General features: G+C 46.0%; 16 protein-coding genes. 6 read left to right on the top strand and 10 right to left on the bottom strand.

Translation table 11 applies throughout. The features are described from left to right. Nucleotides 1-310: 310 nt before the first annotated feature. Both NC997_RS07115 and NC997_RS07110 read right to left on the bottom strand, forming a co-directional pair. Nucleotides 311-622 carry a hypothetical protein gene (locus tag NC997_RS07115; RefSeq protein ID WP_190530198.1) on the bottom strand — a complete coding sequence of 104 codons (312 nt, stop codon included), beginning with the start codon at nucleotides 620-622 and terminating at the stop codon, nucleotides 311-313. Nucleotides 623-721: 99 nt separating this feature from the next. Further along, a complete protein-coding gene (locus NC997_RS07110) occupies nucleotides 722-1858 on the bottom strand; it encodes a peptidylprolyl isomerase (RefSeq protein ID WP_190530196.1) in 1137 nt (378 codons plus the stop codon). Nucleotides 1859-2053: 195 nt separating this feature from the next. Between NC997_RS07110 and efp the strand changes: the two genes are divergently transcribed. The 3 genes from efp (at nucleotide 2054) to NC997_RS07095 (ending at nucleotide 3956) form a co-directional block, all read left to right on the top strand. Further along, on the top strand, nucleotides 2054-2611 hold the full coding sequence (gene efp / locus NC997_RS07105; protein ID WP_190410539.1) for an elongation factor P: 558 nt from the start codon (nucleotides 2054-2056) through the stop codon (nucleotides 2609-2611). A gap of 145 nt (nucleotides 2612-2756) precedes the next feature. Continuing rightward, entirely contained in the window at nucleotides 2757-3275 is a 519-nt protein-coding gene (accB, locus tag NC997_RS07100; RefSeq protein WP_190410538.1) for an acetyl-CoA carboxylase biotin carboxyl carrier protein, read from the top strand. Between the two features lie 327 nt (nucleotides 3276-3602). Beyond that, nucleotides 3603-3956, top strand: a complete 354-nt coding sequence (locus NC997_RS07095) for a metalloregulator ArsR/SmtB family transcription factor (protein WP_190410537.1) — start codon at nucleotides 3603-3605, stop codon at nucleotides 3954-3956. A gap of 8 nt (nucleotides 3957-3964) precedes the next feature. Here the strand turns inward: NC997_RS07095 and NC997_RS07090 are convergent, their stop codons facing one another. The 3 genes from NC997_RS07090 to proS all read right to left on the bottom strand — a co-directional run bounded on the left by NC997_RS07090 (nucleotide 3965) and on the right by proS (nucleotide 7519). Next, nucleotides 3965-4618 carry a GerMN domain-containing protein gene (locus NC997_RS07090; protein WP_190410536.1) on the bottom strand — a complete coding sequence of 218 codons (654 nt, stop codon included), beginning with the start codon at nucleotides 4616-4618 and terminating at the stop codon, nucleotides 3965-3967. A gap of 89 nt (nucleotides 4619-4707) precedes the next feature. Further along, entirely contained in the window at nucleotides 4708-5526 is an 819-nt protein-coding gene (locus NC997_RS07085; RefSeq protein ID WP_190530195.1) for a DUF2993 domain-containing protein, read from the bottom strand. A 184-nt stretch (nucleotides 5527-5710) separates the two neighbouring features. Beyond that, a complete protein-coding gene (gene proS / locus NC997_RS07080; protein ID WP_190530193.1) occupies nucleotides 5711-7519 on the bottom strand; it encodes a proline--tRNA ligase in 1809 nt (602 codons plus the stop codon). 78 nt (nucleotides 7520-7597) lie between these two features. Here proS and NC997_RS07075 point away from each other — a divergent pair, with 78 nt between their 5' ends. Both NC997_RS07075 and NC997_RS07070 read left to right on the top strand, forming a co-directional pair. After that, entirely contained in the window at nucleotides 7598-9037 is a 1440-nt protein-coding gene (locus tag NC997_RS07075; protein WP_190530191.1) for a 1-acyl-sn-glycerol-3-phosphate acyltransferase, read from the top strand. Nucleotides 9038-9482: 445 nt separating this feature from the next. Further along, a complete protein-coding gene (locus NC997_RS07070; RefSeq protein ID WP_190530190.1) occupies nucleotides 9483-9962 on the top strand; it encodes an orange carotenoid protein N-terminal domain-containing protein in 480 nt (159 codons plus the stop codon). Between the two features lie 337 nt (nucleotides 9963-10299). Here NC997_RS07070 and NC997_RS07065 read toward each other — a convergent pair whose 3' ends face one another. The 4 genes from NC997_RS07065 to NC997_RS07050 form a co-directional block, all read right to left on the bottom strand. Next, entirely contained in the window at nucleotides 10300-10980 is a 681-nt protein-coding gene (locus NC997_RS07065) for an acetoacetate decarboxylase family protein (RefSeq protein WP_190530188.1), read from the bottom strand. 30 nt (nucleotides 10981-11010) lie between these two features. After that, a complete protein-coding gene (locus tag NC997_RS07060) occupies nucleotides 11011-12414 on the bottom strand; it encodes a DUF2079 domain-containing protein (RefSeq protein ID WP_190530187.1) in 1404 nt (467 codons plus the stop codon). Nucleotides 12415-12548: 134 nt separating this feature from the next. Further along, a complete protein-coding gene (locus tag NC997_RS07055; protein WP_190530185.1) occupies nucleotides 12549-13529 on the bottom strand; it encodes a methyltransferase domain-containing protein in 981 nt (326 codons plus the stop codon). A gap of 339 nt (nucleotides 13530-13868) precedes the next feature. Beyond that, nucleotides 13869-15158, bottom strand: coding sequence for a mannosyltransferase family protein (locus NC997_RS07050; RefSeq protein WP_199306316.1), 1290 nt, complete (start codon nucleotides 15156-15158; stop codon nucleotides 13869-13871). 176 nt (nucleotides 15159-15334) lie between these two features. On the opposite strand from NC997_RS07050, the gene dxr reads away from it, so the two are divergent. Next, nucleotides 15335-16531 carry a 1-deoxy-D-xylulose-5-phosphate reductoisomerase gene (gene dxr / locus NC997_RS07045; RefSeq protein WP_190530439.1) on the top strand — a complete coding sequence of 399 codons (1197 nt, stop codon included), beginning with the start codon at nucleotides 15335-15337 and terminating at the stop codon, nucleotides 16529-16531. A gap of 35 nt (nucleotides 16532-16566) precedes the next feature. On the opposite strand, the gene NC997_RS07040 is transcribed toward dxr, so the two are convergent. Then, nucleotides 16567-17376, bottom strand: coding sequence for a methyltransferase domain-containing protein (locus NC997_RS07040; protein ID WP_190530183.1), 810 nt, complete (start codon nucleotides 17374-17376; stop codon nucleotides 16567-16569). Between the last annotated feature and the right edge of the window lie 117 nt (nucleotides 17377-17493).

Below are 17493 nucleotides of genomic sequence, written 5' to 3'. Positions count from 1 at the left end.
AATGAGGGCTAGAAAGTGGATAACGCTTCTAGCCCTCGTTGTCTAGTTGCTGATACTAGAATTCGTCTGGAGTTACACCTACCATTATTGCTCCTGAAGGCAAAATACCCGACTTCGAGGGAGAAGCCGGGTATCCAAACCGCAAGCATCTGACAACGCTAATAGGATTACTATAGAGGTGCAAAAACTTAAAGCGGATTTGCCAGAAAATAAGAGAGCAAAGGGAATCAAATTGCTCCTCATCTACTCCACAAAAAAACGCGAACTGACAAGTCAGCGCTTCGCTATCGCTCTATTTCCTCACTTCACGCTAATTTCTATCTGAAGCAGAATCCCGCTTCAGCTTAGGAAAGCGGTAAAAGGTATCTCCATCAGCATCTACTTCTGGCAGCACCCCAAACATCTGCACCTGACGATCCAGGTATTCCTTCGCTAATGGGACATCTACTCTTGCTGCTGCTGTCAATTGAATGAGCGAAATACAACTATTTTGAGCTTCCAGCAATTGATAAAAAGCATTTTCTAGTTGCATCTGCTGCTGTCGTTGCTGGGAGGTACTGTAAACCAAAAAACCCGCCATCACACTGACAGTGATGACAAAAATTACCTCAATAATTGCCATAAATTTCCTAATTTTATAGCAGAGAGGGTGGGCGATCGCGCAATGCTGGCATTGCCGTCCCACCCACCCTATTAATAGCTCTTTATCGTCGTGTGATGTTTATGCGGTTTGCGGCGGAACTAAATTCTCCGCACCCTGGATTACCTTAGCGGAGACAATTTTGTCGCCCGCATCTAGTTTTTCCAGAACTTCTTTGCCCTTGGTTAAATAGCCAAAAACTGAATATCTCCCATCCAACAGGTTACGACCGGCTGGGGTTAGTTCTGGCTCAAACAGGAAGAAAAAGAACTGAGAAGAACCTCCGTTGGGTTCTGTTTCGGGACGAGCCATTGCTAAGGCACCATAAGCTGAGAAAGGAAGCACGGGTAGGTCGAGGTAACGCCCGGCGTCTTCTAAGGTGATGCCATAGGTGGGTTCTTTGTCCCCTCTCGCCAGCACTTCTAACGGAACCGCCCGGTATTTGCCGGTTTCTGGGTCAATAAACCCCTGATCTGGGCCGGGAGGATCTCCCACTTGCAGCACGTAGGAGTCTTCGGCGCGGACGAATTCTAGCCCGTCATAGAAACCACGCTGGACTAAATCTACAAAGTTACCCGCAGTTACGGGCGCACTGTAACCGTCTACTACTAGGGTCAGGGGGCCTTTCTCAGTTGTCATTTCTATAGTGGCGCGTCCCTTGAGTTGAGGCAGATTACTGTACGCTGAGGGCACCTCGAAGGGGAATCCCGGCACCATTAGCTCTTCTAGTTGACCCACGAGATCGAGAACGTTGCCCCGTTCCGCCTGAGTTTGGTCTTTATCTTTGGCTTCCACGGTTTCTCGAAGCTTCCCGAATTGTTCTTCCATCTTCACAATTAGGGCTTCTGCTTGAGATTTTTGCGACGGAGAGACGCCCGCGAGCAAGTCGGAGGAGCGATCGCTTAAAATTCGAGATGCCTTGCTAACATCGCTGGCGATCGCACTCCAACGCTTACTTCGCAGTTGTATGGAAATATCTTCTAAATCGGCTTGCATTTCCCGCACTGCTTGATTGTCGATGGGTAGGGCATACCGTAACAAAGCTTTACCATCTGTGATGGCATTTCCCGATGGCAATCCACTATCACGGGCAGTTTTGCCAGAATCCCACCAAGCAGCGCTGAGTCCTGCTGAGAGTGTCATCATCAGCACTACTAAGACGCCTGTTAAAGCCAAGCGTTTGAACCAATCGAGCGTGGAACGGTTTGAATCAAGCATAAATTAATTCCTGCATGCTGCTTTCCCGACTGCGGTTGAAGCTTTCACGCTTACCAAAAACTCCATTTTTAATCTTGCCACACGGGTGTCCCGACCCAGCGACATTAGACGCAGCCGATCGATCTACGAGTAATAGGAAGAACCTCCGCTCGCGGTAAAATGAGGTGCCGATTGTTCTCCCCTAGATAAAGATTCATGATTTCGAGTAACGACTTTAGAACTGGCGTCACCATTGAATTAGATGGAGCTGTGTGGCGGGTAGTAGAATTTCTCCACGTTAAGCCAGGGAAAGGAGCTGCGTTTGTCCGCACTAAGCTAAAAAATGTGCAGTCAGGCTCCGTTGTGGAACGAACCTTCCGAGCCGCAGAAACGGTGCCCCAGGCAAATCTGGAAAAGCGCACGATGCAGCATACCTACAAAGAAGGCGACCAGTTCGTGTTTATGGACATGGAAACCTATGAAGAAGCAAGCCTGAATGCGGTTCAGATTGGCGATCGCGTAAAGTACCTTAAGGAAGGAATGGAGGTGAACGTCATCAGCTGGGGCGAGCAGATCATGGAAGTGGAACTGCCCAACTCCGTAGTGCTGGAAGTGACGCAAACCGATCCCGGTCTCAAAGGCGATACCGCCACTGGCGGCTCGAAACCCGCAATCGTGGAAACAGGTGCCCAGGTGATGGTTCCCCTGTTTATCACGGTCGGAGAGCGGATCAAGATTGATACCCGTACCGATACCTACCTGGGTCGAGAATAATGCAAAAGTTTTTAGTCAGTGGTCAGGGGTCAGCGGTACAGAAGAAACAACCAACAACCAACAACTGACACTGACCTTGAGACGAGATTTACCCTTGTCTCTACCAAGCAACAATTAATCCCTGACTACTGACATCCTTTTTCTCATGTCCATAGACTTCAACGATCTCCGTGAACTGCTGGCAGCGATCGCGCAAACCGATATTACAGAGTTGACACTCAAAAGCGCTGATTTTGAACTCACCGTGCGGAAAGATCCGCGCGGAGGTTTGCCGGTCTTGCCACCCGCCCTGGCAGGGAGTGGGAGTCCCGAAGTCTCGGCTCCCCCCTCCCAGGCATCTCCGTCCATGCCGTCCAGCCCGAACTTAGAGGCGGTGCCACGAACTGCCCCGCCGACCACTGCTGGTTCTCCCATTGATAGAAGACTCGAAGATGTCAAATCACCGATGGTGGGGACGTTTTATCGCGCTCCCTCACCGGATGATTCTCCATTTGTGGAAGTGGGCGATCGCATCCGTACCGGACAAACCGTCTGCATCATTGAGGCAATGAAGCTGATGAATGAAATTGAAGCCGAGGTGTCCGGTACGGTGATAGAAGTTTTGGTTCAAAACGGCGAACCTGTTGAGTATGGTCAACCGCTGATGCGGATTAACCCCGAATAACTTTAGCGTTTGTAAACGTTGCGCGGAGGCATCTGCCATGAATCGTCCAAAAAGTTTATTCCCAAAATTTTTCTATTTTTGGAGTAAGCTTTTTTGTATAATTTAATTGTCTAAAAAATTCCTTCTAAATAATGGAAATATCGATTAATTTTGCTAAATACGCATATTTCCATTATTTAATTCTACGAAGTTTCCTTTAAGAAATCGTATCTAAAGTTACCCGATTTACAATATTAATCAACAAAAGAAATTTAACAATTACTAAATAGTTATTAACCAAAAAACATCATATATAATCAGGATGAACTATCATTTCTGGTTAGTCTCATGCGACAAGCTTTGTCTGTACCACCAGAAGTTGTACAACAACTTGCAGAGTATTTCAGCATCTTGAGCGAACCAATGCGGTTGCGGATTTTGAACTTCCTGCGCGACGACGAGAAATGCGTACAAGAATTGGTTGAGGCAACACAAACCAGTCAGGCTAACGTTTCTAAGCATCTAAAAGTGATGCTGCAAGCCGGTATCCTGAGTCGCCGCAGCGAAGGGACATCGGCTTATTACAAAGTGGAAGATGAGTTGATTTTTGAATTATGTAACTTAGTTTGCGATCGCCTTGCCGCTCGGATTGAACAGCAAGCCCGTCACTTCCGTGACTTTAGCTTAAGCGCGAGAAAGTAAACAAAGCCCTATAAATCAAAATTTTTCTCAAAGTTTTGGCGAGTCAGAGGCTGATTGAGTTCCAACCCTTCACCGCCCAAAACTTCCAACCTTTTTCCCTCTACATCAATCCAAACATTGGTATTGGGATTGATACTGGTGGCTGTATAGAGGATTTGCGCCACGCGACCTGTCATCGAGGCACTACCGCCACCAGCAGTAAATTCTTGGGACAAATCTACGTGAACACCATCCTCCCGAACATCCAGATTTCGTAGCTGCGTTCCCTTGGGAATCGTGCTGCTGTAAGCCGGATCGTTCGGGCCTGCCAACAAACGATTGAACGCACCTTCTAGAATGTTCTCAGACTTAACTCCTGCCTGTATTTTGACCGGAGCGGGCACCACCTCAATCTTGCTACCACTACTCTTGAGCCAGTAGACTTGAACCGTCTTCTGACTAGATAGTTGCTGAGCGGACGGCTGCACAGAGGGTTGCACAGATGGCTGCACAGACGCCTGAGGCGAAGTAGTCGGTTGGATAGCCGTAGAAACTGACGGTGTTGGTGAAGAGTCTGTATTTGCTGCCTGTTGTTCCCCTGGGCTACAAGCCGCCAAAGCCATCGCCAAAACACTAACGGCGATGCCAATCCCGATTCGACGGCCTGGTTGTTGAATTTTCATATCAATTTCCCTCCTTAAAATTTATTTGGATGCTGGTGAGGAGGTTTTGTTGAGGAATACAGTGAAGACGAGCGCTGCTCCGGATAATTCTAACGCGGCGTAGATGCGGAAGCTGTGTCTGGCTTTTCTACCCTCACAAATGCAGCTAACTCTAGTTGTTCCTGATTTAAATCTAATTTTAGGAGTCGGGCAGCAATCCCTCTATCTTCCAAGGTGCGTAGATCCAAGCGGCTATTGAGACCGGACACGAAGGAGGCAACCAGGAGGGGTGGCACTGGCATCCCATTGACCAAGACATTTGGCTCGATCAATTGCAACTGATGCTCAGACACGATACCTAGCCCTGATTCCACCGAGACAACCAGTTTATCTGCATTTCCCGGCTCCTGCAATTCCAACTGGAAACGCAGCCGGTTATCTCCCAGAAATTCCACTTGAGGATTGACAAACTCATAGCGCTGAACCAGCATATCAGCGTTGCTGCCAAGAATGCGGCTTCCCAGCTTACGCAATTGAGCGCTAACGGCGGGTGACTGTAAAGCTTGATTAATATCTTGCTGGGTAATCACCAAACGCACCCCAGCTTGTAAAGGTTCCTTCAACAATTCGGTCGGTCGCACTCGCTTCTGCCGGAGACGCGCCACATCCAGGTTAATGGGATCGGTTTCCACTTCCAGCGCTGCAATCCGGAATTCTGGCGTTACCCACAACCCTCGCCCACCAATCCGCACTCGCTCAACTTTTCCTTGCACAATTTGGAAATTTGGAGCATTGTCAACGCGGACTTGCAACTGCTCCACTTTATCAAACTGGGAACGAATGGCATTTTCAGCGATGCGGTCGATGGCTAAATTTGCGGGGGAAACGAGAGCAAGCAAACCAGATAGAAAAATTGCTATAAATTCCATAGTTCTCGCTTAAATTTTCTGGCGCACAATGACGCGATTTTCTAAATTCACGCGCACAGACGCAAAGTTTTTAGGAGTTATAAAAGCGCATTGGCATCAAATATCATCCAAGGGTTTTTTGAAGCGTAAAGGCACAAAGACACAGAATGAGAACCTCGTGTCTTTGTGCCTTTGGGGTGAATTGTTATTGATTTAAAGCAGCATCAATCCGCTGCTTTAAAGTGGTCGCGACTTCCTCCACAGGAATTTCCTGAGATTTGCGAGTCGCCCGTTCGACAACTTCCACTTTACCGCTATTGAGCGATCGCCCGGTTACGATGCGATAGGGTATCCCGATTAAATCGGCATCTTTGAACTTTACTCCCGCTCGTTCATCGCGATCATCTAAAAGAGTTTCGATTCCCGCTTGATTCAACTGGGTGTATAGTTTTTCAGCAACTTCCACTTGTTGGGCATCGCTGGTGTTGGGAACTGAGATGATGACGTGATAGGGTGCGATCGCAACAGGCCAGATAATTCCATCTTTGTCATAAGATTGTTCTACCGCTGCCTGCGCTAACCGCGAAACTCCAAGACCATAACAACCCATTATTAGGGGAATTTCCTCCCCTTGTTCGCTGGTGTAAGTGGCTCCCATTGCTTGAGAATACTTGTTACCTAGCTGGAAAATGTGCCCCACTTCAATGCCACGGGCAGTACGGAGTGTTTGAGCCGGATCGTGAGTTGCGCGATCGCCCGGTCGTGCCTTGCGGATATCTACGACTCCTTGTGGTAACTTAAATTGCTCGCCCCAATTGGCACCGACAACATGGTATTCCAAGTCGTTAGAACCTGTGACGAAGTTTTTTAGCTCGACCGCAGTTTTATCGACCATCCGTAAAAATCGGGGAGCCAAATTTTTAGCCGAACAGATGTAATCGTCTGCAATGTCGGGAGCGATATAGCCCAAAGGAAGGGGTCTTGTCGCCCACAGTTGCTGAAGCGCCGCCGCTGGCACCTCTACAGACAGCACCGTTTTGGCTTGGTATTCCGGTGCCAATTTTGCCAGAGCGTTGTGCAACTTTACCTCATTAACTTCTTGGTCGCCCCGGATACTAATCAGCACCAGCACCGTCATGCCGTTGTCATAAACTGCCTGGTAGAGGACGTTTTTCACCACTTGAGTCGGCGAACACTTGAGGAATCTACAGAGTTTATCAATGGTATCGGCGTCCGGCGTCTTCCGTTTCTCGTAAGTCTTAAACGGAGATGGTTCGGTATCAGCAGGTAAAGAAACCGCTTTTTCCACATTGGCGGCGTACTTGCCATCTTCGGTGTAGAGAACTTCATCTTCCCCAGCTTCAGCCAACACCATAAATTCTTGAGAACCAGACCCTCCAATCGCACCTGAGTCAGCTTCTACAGCGCGGAAAGCTAAACCAGTCCGGCTTAACATCTTGCTGTAAGCATGGTGCATATCCTGAAAAGTTTTTTTCAAGCTTTCTTCATTGACATGGAACGAATAGCCATCCTTCATGATGAATTCGCGTCCTCGCATTAAACCAAACCGGGGGCGAATTTCATCCCGAAACTTCGTTTGAATTTGGTAGAGGTGCAGAGGCAACTGGCGGTAGGAGCGAATCATATCACGAGCGATCGCTGTAATCACTTCCTCATGCGTCGGCCCCAGCCCCAGTTCCTGCTCTCGGCGGTCTGTCAGGGCAAACATGATCCCTTCCGCTTTGGTATAAGTATCCCAGCGCCCGGACTGCTGCCACAATTCAGCGGGTTGTAGTTGCGGGAGTAGACACTCTTGTGCGCCGGTCGCATTCATCTCTTCCCGCACAATCTGAGAGATTTTTTGCAGCACTCGCCACATGAAGGGTAAATAGGCGTAGATACCGCTCCCGATGCGACGAATGTAGCCTGCACGGAGCAGTAATTTATGGCTGGGGATTTCCGCTTCCGCCGGTTCTTCCCGCAGAGTGACAAAAAACATTTGTGACAGTCGCATCGCTGGTTCCCTCTACAGATTGGATAATCGATATCTCAGTTAAGTCTAGAATGTCCACAAGTTCACAAGAAAACCACTTTGCCCGATTTAATGAGTCCGGCTCAGCCTCCTCTAGAATTTATTCCACCGGCGCTCAACCCCCTGGTTTTACGAGCCGCCCAACAAGTGCTACCTGGCTGCATACGTTCCCAAACAGCGATTACCCAAATTCAAGCAGAAAACGTTGAGATTTTAGTCGATTTATATCGCCAATTTCAGGATGGGAAGATCCGCTTTATGATGGCATTTCGCCATCCCAGAGTTGAAGATCCGCTGTGCATGAGCTATCTGCTTTGGAAATTAGTACCGCGGCTGGCACGAGAAAAGGGTATCTCGCTACAGCACCCGATTCATGCCCACTTTCTTTACGACCGAGGGATTCCCTTATGGGCTGGAGCGCACATGGGCTGGCTCTATTCTCGCTTAGGTGGTACCCCTATCCATCGCGGTAAGGCAGACTGGACGGGATTGCGTTCGGCTCGTGACCTGTTTGCCAACGCTCGGTTTCCGATAACCGCTTCCCCAGAAGGAGCCACCAATGGTCACAATGAGATTATCAGCCCTCTAGAACCCGGAATCGCCCAATTAGGCTTTTGGTGTGCTGAAGATTTGCAGAAGGCTGGACGAGGGGAGCAAGTTTTAATTGTGCCAGTGGGTATTAAATACCGTTACGTCGAAGCTCCCTGGAAAGAGATAGAAAAGCTTTTAGGCGAATTGGAAGTAGCGAGCGGTTTGCCAGAAGGAAAGTTGAAGGGTGAATTGAAAGGCGAATTACAGGGTAAAAGTTTAAATCCGTCTGCTAATTTGCAACCTTTCCAAGCTTCTCTCTATCAGCGGCTGTGTCGTTTAGGCGAACATTTACTCTCTTTGATGGAGGAGTTTTACACTCGGTTTTATCATCAAACTTTGCCGACTGTAGAAGTATCGCCCAGCAATGCGAATGAAGCTTTGGCGATTCGACTTCAAGCACTACTGAATGTGGCGCTAACAGTGGCAGAGGAGTATTTTAACCTGCCATCTAAGGGAAGTGTGATTGACCGTTGCCGTCGTCTAGAGGCGGCTGGCTGGAATTATATATATCGGGAAGACCTAAAGAATATCAAAGCGCTTTCTCCGCTAGAACGCGGATTGGCGAATCGAATTGCTGAGGAAGCCAGCCTTCGGATATGGCATATGCGGTTGGTAGAAACTTTTGTAGCCGTAACTGGACAATATGTTCTGGAGAAACCAACCGTAGAGCGGTTTGCCGAGACTACCTTACTTTTATGGGATATGGTCACTCGAATCAAAGGCAGCAATCCCTTCCAGCGTCCTCGGTTAGGTAAGCAACGGGTAGAGATGACTGTAGGGCAACCCATCTCGGTTTCCGAACGCTATCCAGTCTATCAGGCAAATCGGCACGGTGCGAGACTTGCTGTGGCTGATTTGACTAAAGATTTGCAACACGCGATGGAAGGTTTGATTGCTTCGGCTGGATGAAATCCCAAGTTTCTGAATAAGTTTGCTCGTAAAAATCCGCAGGGTGATATTTATAAAATCTTGCGGATTACAAGTAACAATTTCATCCAGATTATTCATGATGGATGTACTCAGAGCAAACGCAATTAATTTTTGAAATGGATGCTGAAAAATAGTTTCAGTATTGAGTTTTCTCGGGGTTTCCCAATCTGCAAAAATCTCTAAGTTTATTACATCCGGCTACTTACATGGCGATTGACGACTTCCCGATTACGTCCTCCTTTAGTTAGAAATTTTGTGGCATCTTTGCCATCTTATTGATGGATTTGTAATGGGGATCATATCTGTCTTCAGCGGGGTTAAACTTATACGGTTTATTCGTTAATTTTCTTTAAGTAAGTGAAAAGCAGTTTCCTCAAAGAACTGAGGAAACAAAGCAATTATTAATTTTCCGGAGGGTTAAGATATGACGAGTAGCACTTTAAACGCCTACGATCAAGGTAAACAAGCTTTTCAAGGCATTGATGTAGACCAGCAGCTTGCTGTGCTGTGGTTTGTTTACACCAAGATGGGTAAATCGATTACACCAGCCGCTCCAGGCGCTTCTGGTTCTGATATTGCTCAGGGATTGTTCAATCAAGTTAAGGAACTATCCCATGAAGAACAACTACAAGTTCAGCGTGACATTGCTTCTAAAGCGAATACTCAAATTAGCCGCGAGTATGGTTCTCTGAGTCCTGAAACCAAACTGGCGTTTTGGTACTTTTTAGCGCAAGGAATGGATAGTGGTACGATCATTCCTATGCCGCCGAACTATGAACTTTCCCAAGCTGGAAAAGACTTGCTAGCGCAAATTGAAGGAATGGACTTTCAGCATCAGATCGATTTTCTACGCGGTGCGGTGCTACCGATGGGTGCCGAGGCAGCTCCAGGTTCGGACATTTAGTAAAGAATACTAATTTACTGTTGAATTCCTCCTTTACACCCCCCGCTATGTTGTTAAACAATTAGCGGGTTTTTTTGTTAACCTACCTCTTGTAAAAGTGCCTGCATTAAGGCTGGCGCTACACAATCAAAGCCTGCGCTAGGAGGCTTTGATGAATAAGTCTGCACGAGCGCCTATAGCAATCCTAAATGATTCGTGAATCCCTGTAGAGACGCGATATATTGCCGTCTTTATATCAGGGCAAATACCCGTTTCCAACTCAATTAGGATTGCTATAGAGCCAGGTTTTCACCTGTAAGCTACAGGAGGTTTGAAAAGAAGTCAAGAAGTTTAGTGTTTAAGGGTAGCTAAATTCAACTTCCCTGGCTGTTACTGTTGTACCTACTGCTTCTGGCGCACCGACTACTAAATTCATCTGGTCGCAGTAAACAGTTAGTAAAGGCTGACCTAAGTTTAACTGGGAAAAAGGGCTTTCTGCCGGGATTTCTAGCTTGCCACTCTTTGCCTTTAGCTGAGATTCAAACTGACTTTTGAAGAAAAGCAAATCGTAATTTTGGCTACTAAACGCAGTTCCAATTAATGGCTGTCGCCACCATGTAGAGATAGGCAATAGGGCGTCTGTGTAGCCGAGACTGCATAGGAATCGATCGCCTTGACGGACGGTGACACCAGCGCGATCGCCTTTTTCCCAGGTAAACTCAGCAAGTTCCTTCGGTAAACCCCAGATTCTTCTCCCACCAGCAACAGAATCGGCATTATCTACATAGATGTGGGACACCCAACCGCCGAACTTGTCTTCATATTTGACCATCGCTGGGATAACAATTAACTCGCTATACTCCAGCACGGAACCCGATCCGTAGTAGGAAAGATAAACCCCGCCTAGGGTTTTGCCAGGGAAAACTGAGACGATTTCTAACTCTGGAGGGATGAAGGGACGCGATCGCTCAACATCTATCAAATGCAGGGTTTGTAGCGCGTAACCCTGGAGTGTCCAAGGTGCTTGTGGATATGACATTTTCAACTCCTACAATCCTATTTATTTTTATTAAGACTTTTTCTTAAACAAATAAACATCATCACGTTGATAGGTTAATTGAAATTCTGGGGTATTTTTTAGTTGAGTTGCCAGCTTGGCAGCAAATTCTTGGCTAACAGCCCCGCCAGCACCGCCTGGGTAACGCACATTGAGCAATATATACTCAAAAGGAGACAGATCCGCAGGGAGCGGACTCAGATCGTCTACTAGATTGATTGTCTGGCGGTGAGTTAGATGGGGTGTAATCCGATTGCTGGTTAACACACCACCTTTCGTTTGAACTTGCGCGATCGCTTCTCGCGCTGCTTGCCAAGTATCAACAGAATTTTGATATTTCGACCAAAAATAGCCATACTTTCCTAACGCTAAGAAAGCCACTATCGACCATACGATTATTGCCCGTTTGTCTCGCAGCCAACTTCGATTTGCGGCAAGGCTGGAAATGACAGCCAACATCAAAAAAGGCAAAATTGGCAAAGAATATTGGTGGAGTAAATCCCGTTGGTGTGGTTTGTCAGAAAGAATATTTAACACCAAGGCGGGAATTGCACTGATTAGAGGCGTCATGTGGCGGGGAGAAAGTCCCCAAATTATCGGCAAAACCAACAGTGCCAAATATTCAAATGTCTGAAATGAGAAAATCCTCCCCAATATCAACCCAGGTTTAAACAGCAGATTTCTAGCAATATCTAGAACTGAGTTACCGAGATAGCTGTAACGTGAAACGGCAGCTACTTCGCTACCGCTGAAAGATGGAATAATTAGCTGAGTTGCAATTAGGAACCAAGCGATACCAGCAGAAAGAGCAAATGCACCACATAAACGCCGCTTCTCAAACATCAGCAGCCAAATCCCCATTGCTGTGACAGTAAGGGATAAAACAGCTTTACACCCCAAAATAAAAATAATACTGACACAAAACCAGCCAATTCGATTTTGTCTAGCACACCATACCGCTGCTAAAAATGCGGGAACCGCCATCACTTCTGGATGGAATTCAAATAAATTTGCATTAAAAATCAGCGGGTAAAGCAAGTAGACTGCTGATATTGTGATTGCTTGCGATTCTTTCAACCCCGCTTGACGCGCTAGGTGCCACATTGGTAAAGCACCTAAAGACAAAGCGATGGCTTGTACTACTAACAACCAATGAACATTGGGATAAATTTTGTACAGGAAAGACAGTAGATAAACTGCCCAAGCAGCATGGTTTCCCATGTGATGAAAGCCAAGAATCGAAGAAATTGGCGGCTGTCCCTGACTCATTAAATAAACCACTTGGTCATAAATTCCCAAGTCATAAGCCCCCGATTGAAACATGGAGTGTCGTAGGCTACTGCACGCGAATAATATTACGGCACTTGCGCCAATCATTAATGACAGGACATTCGGCTTGATTCGTTTTTCTTGCATAAGATTTTTTTCGCGCAGAGAACGCAGAGAATTAGCGATTGCTGGATACTTTACGTCCTAATCCCCACCCAAACTAAAAGTGAAACGCTGAATTCTTTGACATTTAAAATATAAAGAATATCCTTAGTTGGGCGCTAAATCTTTTGACACTTTAAATAAAAAGAATATCCTTCATCAGGATGTTCACTCAGTCCAACTGCATCAATCAGTTCTAGACGGCTAAATCTTCCCGTTTTTAGACTAAAAGGCATCGGGGAGACAGCCTTTTTATCTACGACTTTAAACCCAAATTTTTCGATGTTGTTAATTAATTCTTCTGGGCAGTATTCTATTTTATGTTCCGGATGAACAAAACCCATTCTAACTTGTAAACGAGTAAGTTTTCGATTGGGAGTATCTAAACAAAAATAGCCTCCCGGTTTGAGGACACGATGAACCTCCATATATACTTTTTCCGCTTCGCTTTCTGTAATGTGTTCAATACTCTGTCCTGACCAAACGAGATCAATTATTTCATTTTCAAAATTAGATAAATCCGTCATAGATTGATAATAATAAGTTACTTTAGTGCCTTGAGGCGTTGTTACTTCATTCGTAGGTAGGATAGCGGAAGCGAACATTCTTTGTTCAGGAGGCAAATCAATAATGTGGACTCGATCGGGAATGGAAGGATACCCCATCGCCAGTAAGCTTCCTTCTATTAGATGACCAGCAGCACCCCCAAGATCCAAGATCGTTTTAGCAGGAGGAAGATGTTCTCGGACAAGGGTTAACCGCGCTAAATGGTGGGAAAGAATTCCATTCGTTTTAAATAACTTTCTTTCAGTTTCAGCAGGAATCATCAGAAATGAAAAGATTAATGATGTCCGTGTTATTTCACCGGAATCTAGTTTTTTTAAATAAAATTTAACTTCCTCATCTACAGGAGGTGAATTAATTAAATATTTATAAAGGTTAATTATATATTTTTCATTATTTACTTTAATTTTGGTTAACTGATAAAAGGAATTAACCGTTAAAAAAATTGAAATTAAAAGTAAGTCGAAGGGATAAAATATTACATATCTAAAAACTTTAAATGCTAGAAGCTTTTTCTTTTGTAATGAATTTTCCATATTTTGAATCAAATACTAATCAAAAATAATCTAAAATGAAAATTAAAAATATATAGCAACTTTATTTGAGTTGTACGCCAATATTCGCCTTAGTAGAGGCATGATTAATCGCATCTCTATAGAATTTCGCAAATTTTTAGGATTGCTATATAAAGTCATTGGATTAGTTGATTGCGAATTTAGCATACTTGTCAGGGTTCTTGAAAAACTTGGTTTAGTGAAAGTTAATTTTATTCTAATAGTGCAAAAAGCGCAGCATTTTAGAGAAACTTAATCGCTGGGCGATCGCATTTGTAAGGGTGAAAGTTTCGCACCTCTTTTTGACTTTTGCTATGTTTATTATCCTGCCCAAAGGTGTTGGGCAAATCGAATCGATAGAGGGACAAGTAAGACGGTAAAAAAGCCGATTGTGGCATATCCCCAACGCGGGTGATGGGAAAGTAATAAGCCAAGCGCGATCGCAAGTGACACAATGCCGTAAGCAATCCGCCCAATCGACCAAGTTCCTCCGGAGGACAAAATTAACCCTAAGCCACAAAAACCATAAATTACGGTCACTAAACTGAGTTGAGTGCGGAAGCGCCATAGCAAGTAGCCACCCCCCACTAAGGAAACTGTATTAATTAACGGATCGCCTGCTTGTAACCACAAAATTAACCATAAGACACAAAAGCCATATCCGACTTTAACCGAACCTAATTTTTGCCGGAATCGCCACAGCAAATAGGCACAACCGACAAGGATTAAAAATAGCAGCGGATGCCAAGGATCTTTAATTCCGCCATACTTCCAATTGGCAGTACCAATCGAAATTTGCATTAGCATTTTCCACCAACCCTGCCAATCGAAACCAACTGAAGGTCGCCATCCTCGCTGTGCGTGAATAAACGCTAAAGGGTCGGCAAATCGAATCCAGCAATACAAACTAAATAGAAGCAACCCTCCCGCAGTCGCTAGACTGGCAACGTAAGCAATGAGGGGTCTGCGTTCTTTCCAGGCTGCAATCAGAAAGGCGGGGATGAGGGCAATTCCGGTGGGACGGGTGGCAGTTGCGAATGCACCGCACAGGGATAACCAGGCATATTGACGTTTATCAAAGGCGCGTAAAGCCGCAGTGCTGAAGAATAAAAATAGCCCTTCCGTGTAAATTACGGTTCCAAAGAGGGAAAACGGACACCAAGCCAATACGGCACTTGCCCACCGTGCAGCACTTCTACCATGACGTTCTTCAACCCAAAAGTATACAAGCGCGATCGCTCCTAATAATGCCAAATTATTGACGAGCGTTCCTGCGACTTCAAAGGGCAAGCCGAGAGTCATCACTCCCCGAATGAGTAAAGGGAAAACGGGGAAAAAAGCAACATTATGTCCTTGTCCGTCATTCGCATATTCGTAACCAGAGACAGCGATCGCTCGATAATGAATACTATCCCAGCCATCAAAAACTCCCCAGCCAGATGTAGGCATTATGTTTGAGGGACTTGGAAGTGCAGGCGCGATCGCCATCATTGCGATCGCAATGATGAGTCGGCTGCATAACCACATTGCCGTTGCAAAGACGAACCCATTCGCCCATATATCCTTTTTTTCAACAGCAGTGGTTTCCACAGTTGCAGCGTATTTTTGCATAGATGCCCCACTCAGTTGATCTTCCCAATCTTATTGATTGACACTCACTCAGCCCACCGATTGAGGGCTTATGGTCAGTAATAATACCCCGATCTTTATCAATCCGCTCAGATGAGATGTTAAGGATGAACCCCAAGCAATTTATAGTGGAATTGCCCCTGAATCCTTAAATGATTGTGAAAGCGATTACTCTCCTTGGCTCCACTGGCTCTATCGGGACTCAGACGCTAGATATTGTGGCTCAAAACCCGGAAAAGTTCAAAATCGTGGGGTTGGCAGCAGGGCGCAACGTGCCAATGCTTGCCGCACAGATTCGGCAGTTCCGACCGGAAATAGCCGCTATCTGTCAAGAAGACAAATTGTCTGAACTGAAAGAAGCGATCGCAGACCTCGATCCCCAACCAATCCTGTTAAGTGGGGAAACTGGGGTAGTGGAAGTCGCCCGCTACGGCAATGCGGAAACGGTCGTCACCGGAATTGTCGGCTGTGCGGGGTTATTACCGACCATTGCCGCGATTGAAGCCGGGAAAGATATTGCTTTGGCGAATAAGGAAACTTTGATTGCGGGTGCCCCCGTAGTGCTGCCGCTGATAGAAAAACACGGCGTGAAGCTGTTGCCAGCGGACTCCGAGCATTCTGCAATTTTTCAGTGTCTCCAAGGCGTCCCCAAAGGCGGCTTGCGACGGATTTTGCTCACGGCTTCTGGGGGTTCTTTCCGCGATTTGCCGGTCGAGAAATTAGCCTCAGTCACGGTTGCAGACGCCCTGAAGCATCCCAATTGGTCGATGGGTCGCAAAATTACTATTGACTCTGCTACGTTGATGAATAAGGGGCTGGAAGTGATTGAGGCGCACTTCCTCTTTGGCATGGATTACGATGGCATCGAGATTGTCATCCACCCTCAAAGCATTATACACTCCCTGATTGAGTTGCAAGATACGTCAGTCTTAGCTCAGTTGGGTTGGCCTGATATGCGTTTGCCGCTACTCTATGCGTTATCCTGGCCTGAGCGAATTTATACCGACTGGGAACCGCTAGATTTGGTGAAAGCGGGGAATCTTACTTTCAAGGAACCCGACCATGAGAAGTATCCCTGTATGCAATTGGCGTATGCAGCGGGTCGTGCCGGGGGTTCGATGCCTGCGGTCTTGAATGCCGCGAACGAACAGGCAGTGGCGCTATTTTTAGAAGAAAAAATTCAATTTTTAGATATTCCCCGTTGTATCGAATCAGTTTGCGATCGCTTCTCTTCCCAAAATCGCTCAACGCCTACTCTCGATGACATCATTGCCGCCGACAAATGGGCAAGGCAGGAAGCGCTTGAGGTGAGTCAGCAGTTGCACAAAGGCAGTAGCGCCGCAGTCATGCGTTAGGGGATTTCCTAGTCTTCCTTTCATCACTCACCAGCTCATTTTCTACCCCGAACGAAGAATTTTGTGGTGTCTTCCCAGACACCTTTATCGGTCGCTAATTTCTCAATTTCTGCTCTATACTCAACTTGGAACTGTTCTAATTGTTCCGGTGATAGTTTTGCCAGCAGCGGATTGCCTTTCAAAGTTAAATTCATTCCCTTCCAGGATAATTCCTCATCTCTTAGATGGCGATACCGTCCAGAAGGCTCAATTTTGATTTCGATATCTCTAAAACCTGCCTGTTGTAGCAAATTGCGGCACTTTTCTGGAGTACCGAGTGTTTCGAGGATGTGTGGCAGCGATATGCCCAATACTCTAGCGCATATATTCTGATAAATAGCTCCCTGATAAGCTGTTTCGGGAGGACAGGTAAATGCCACAAATCCTCCTGTTTTCAGGAAGCGATACCACTTTTGCAAACTAGCAGCAATATCAGTAAAAAGTACAATCGCCTCACAGCAAAAGATAGCATCAAAACTCCCCTCATCAAAGTTGATGGATTCTGCATCCGCCTCAATCAACTCAATGTTTTGTAAACAAGCTGCTTCAACTTTAACTCTAGCTTGATGGAGCATTCCTGGAGACATATCTATGCCAATGACATTGCCTTCGGAACCCACTTTCTGAGCAGCAGGAATCGCTACTAAACCCGTCCCAGTGGCAACATCAAGAATTTTATCTCCCTTCTGAATTGGGACAAATTCAAGTAGGAGATTGGCTTCAAGTAGATGGCGTGTCCCTTCCTCGAAATCGTAGGCAGTTCTACTATTGTAAAATTCAATTACCTGTTGCTTGTAACTATTCATAATTCGATGAAGTTATCACCTTATGCGAGTACAGCAGTCCTATATGATTTAGATTTTTTTATGAACCACGTTAGCGTTCGTGGTTACAGCCGAAAAAGACTGCTATATGATAACAAG

Origin of the sequence: Trichocoleus sp. DQ-A2 (assembly GCF_039961915.1) — a bacterium.
In the GTDB taxonomy this organism is placed as follows: domain Bacteria; phylum Cyanobacteriota; class Cyanobacteriia; order Cyanobacteriales; family FACHB-T130; genus FACHB-T130.
This window is presented reverse-complemented; position numbering and strand designations above follow the sequence as displayed.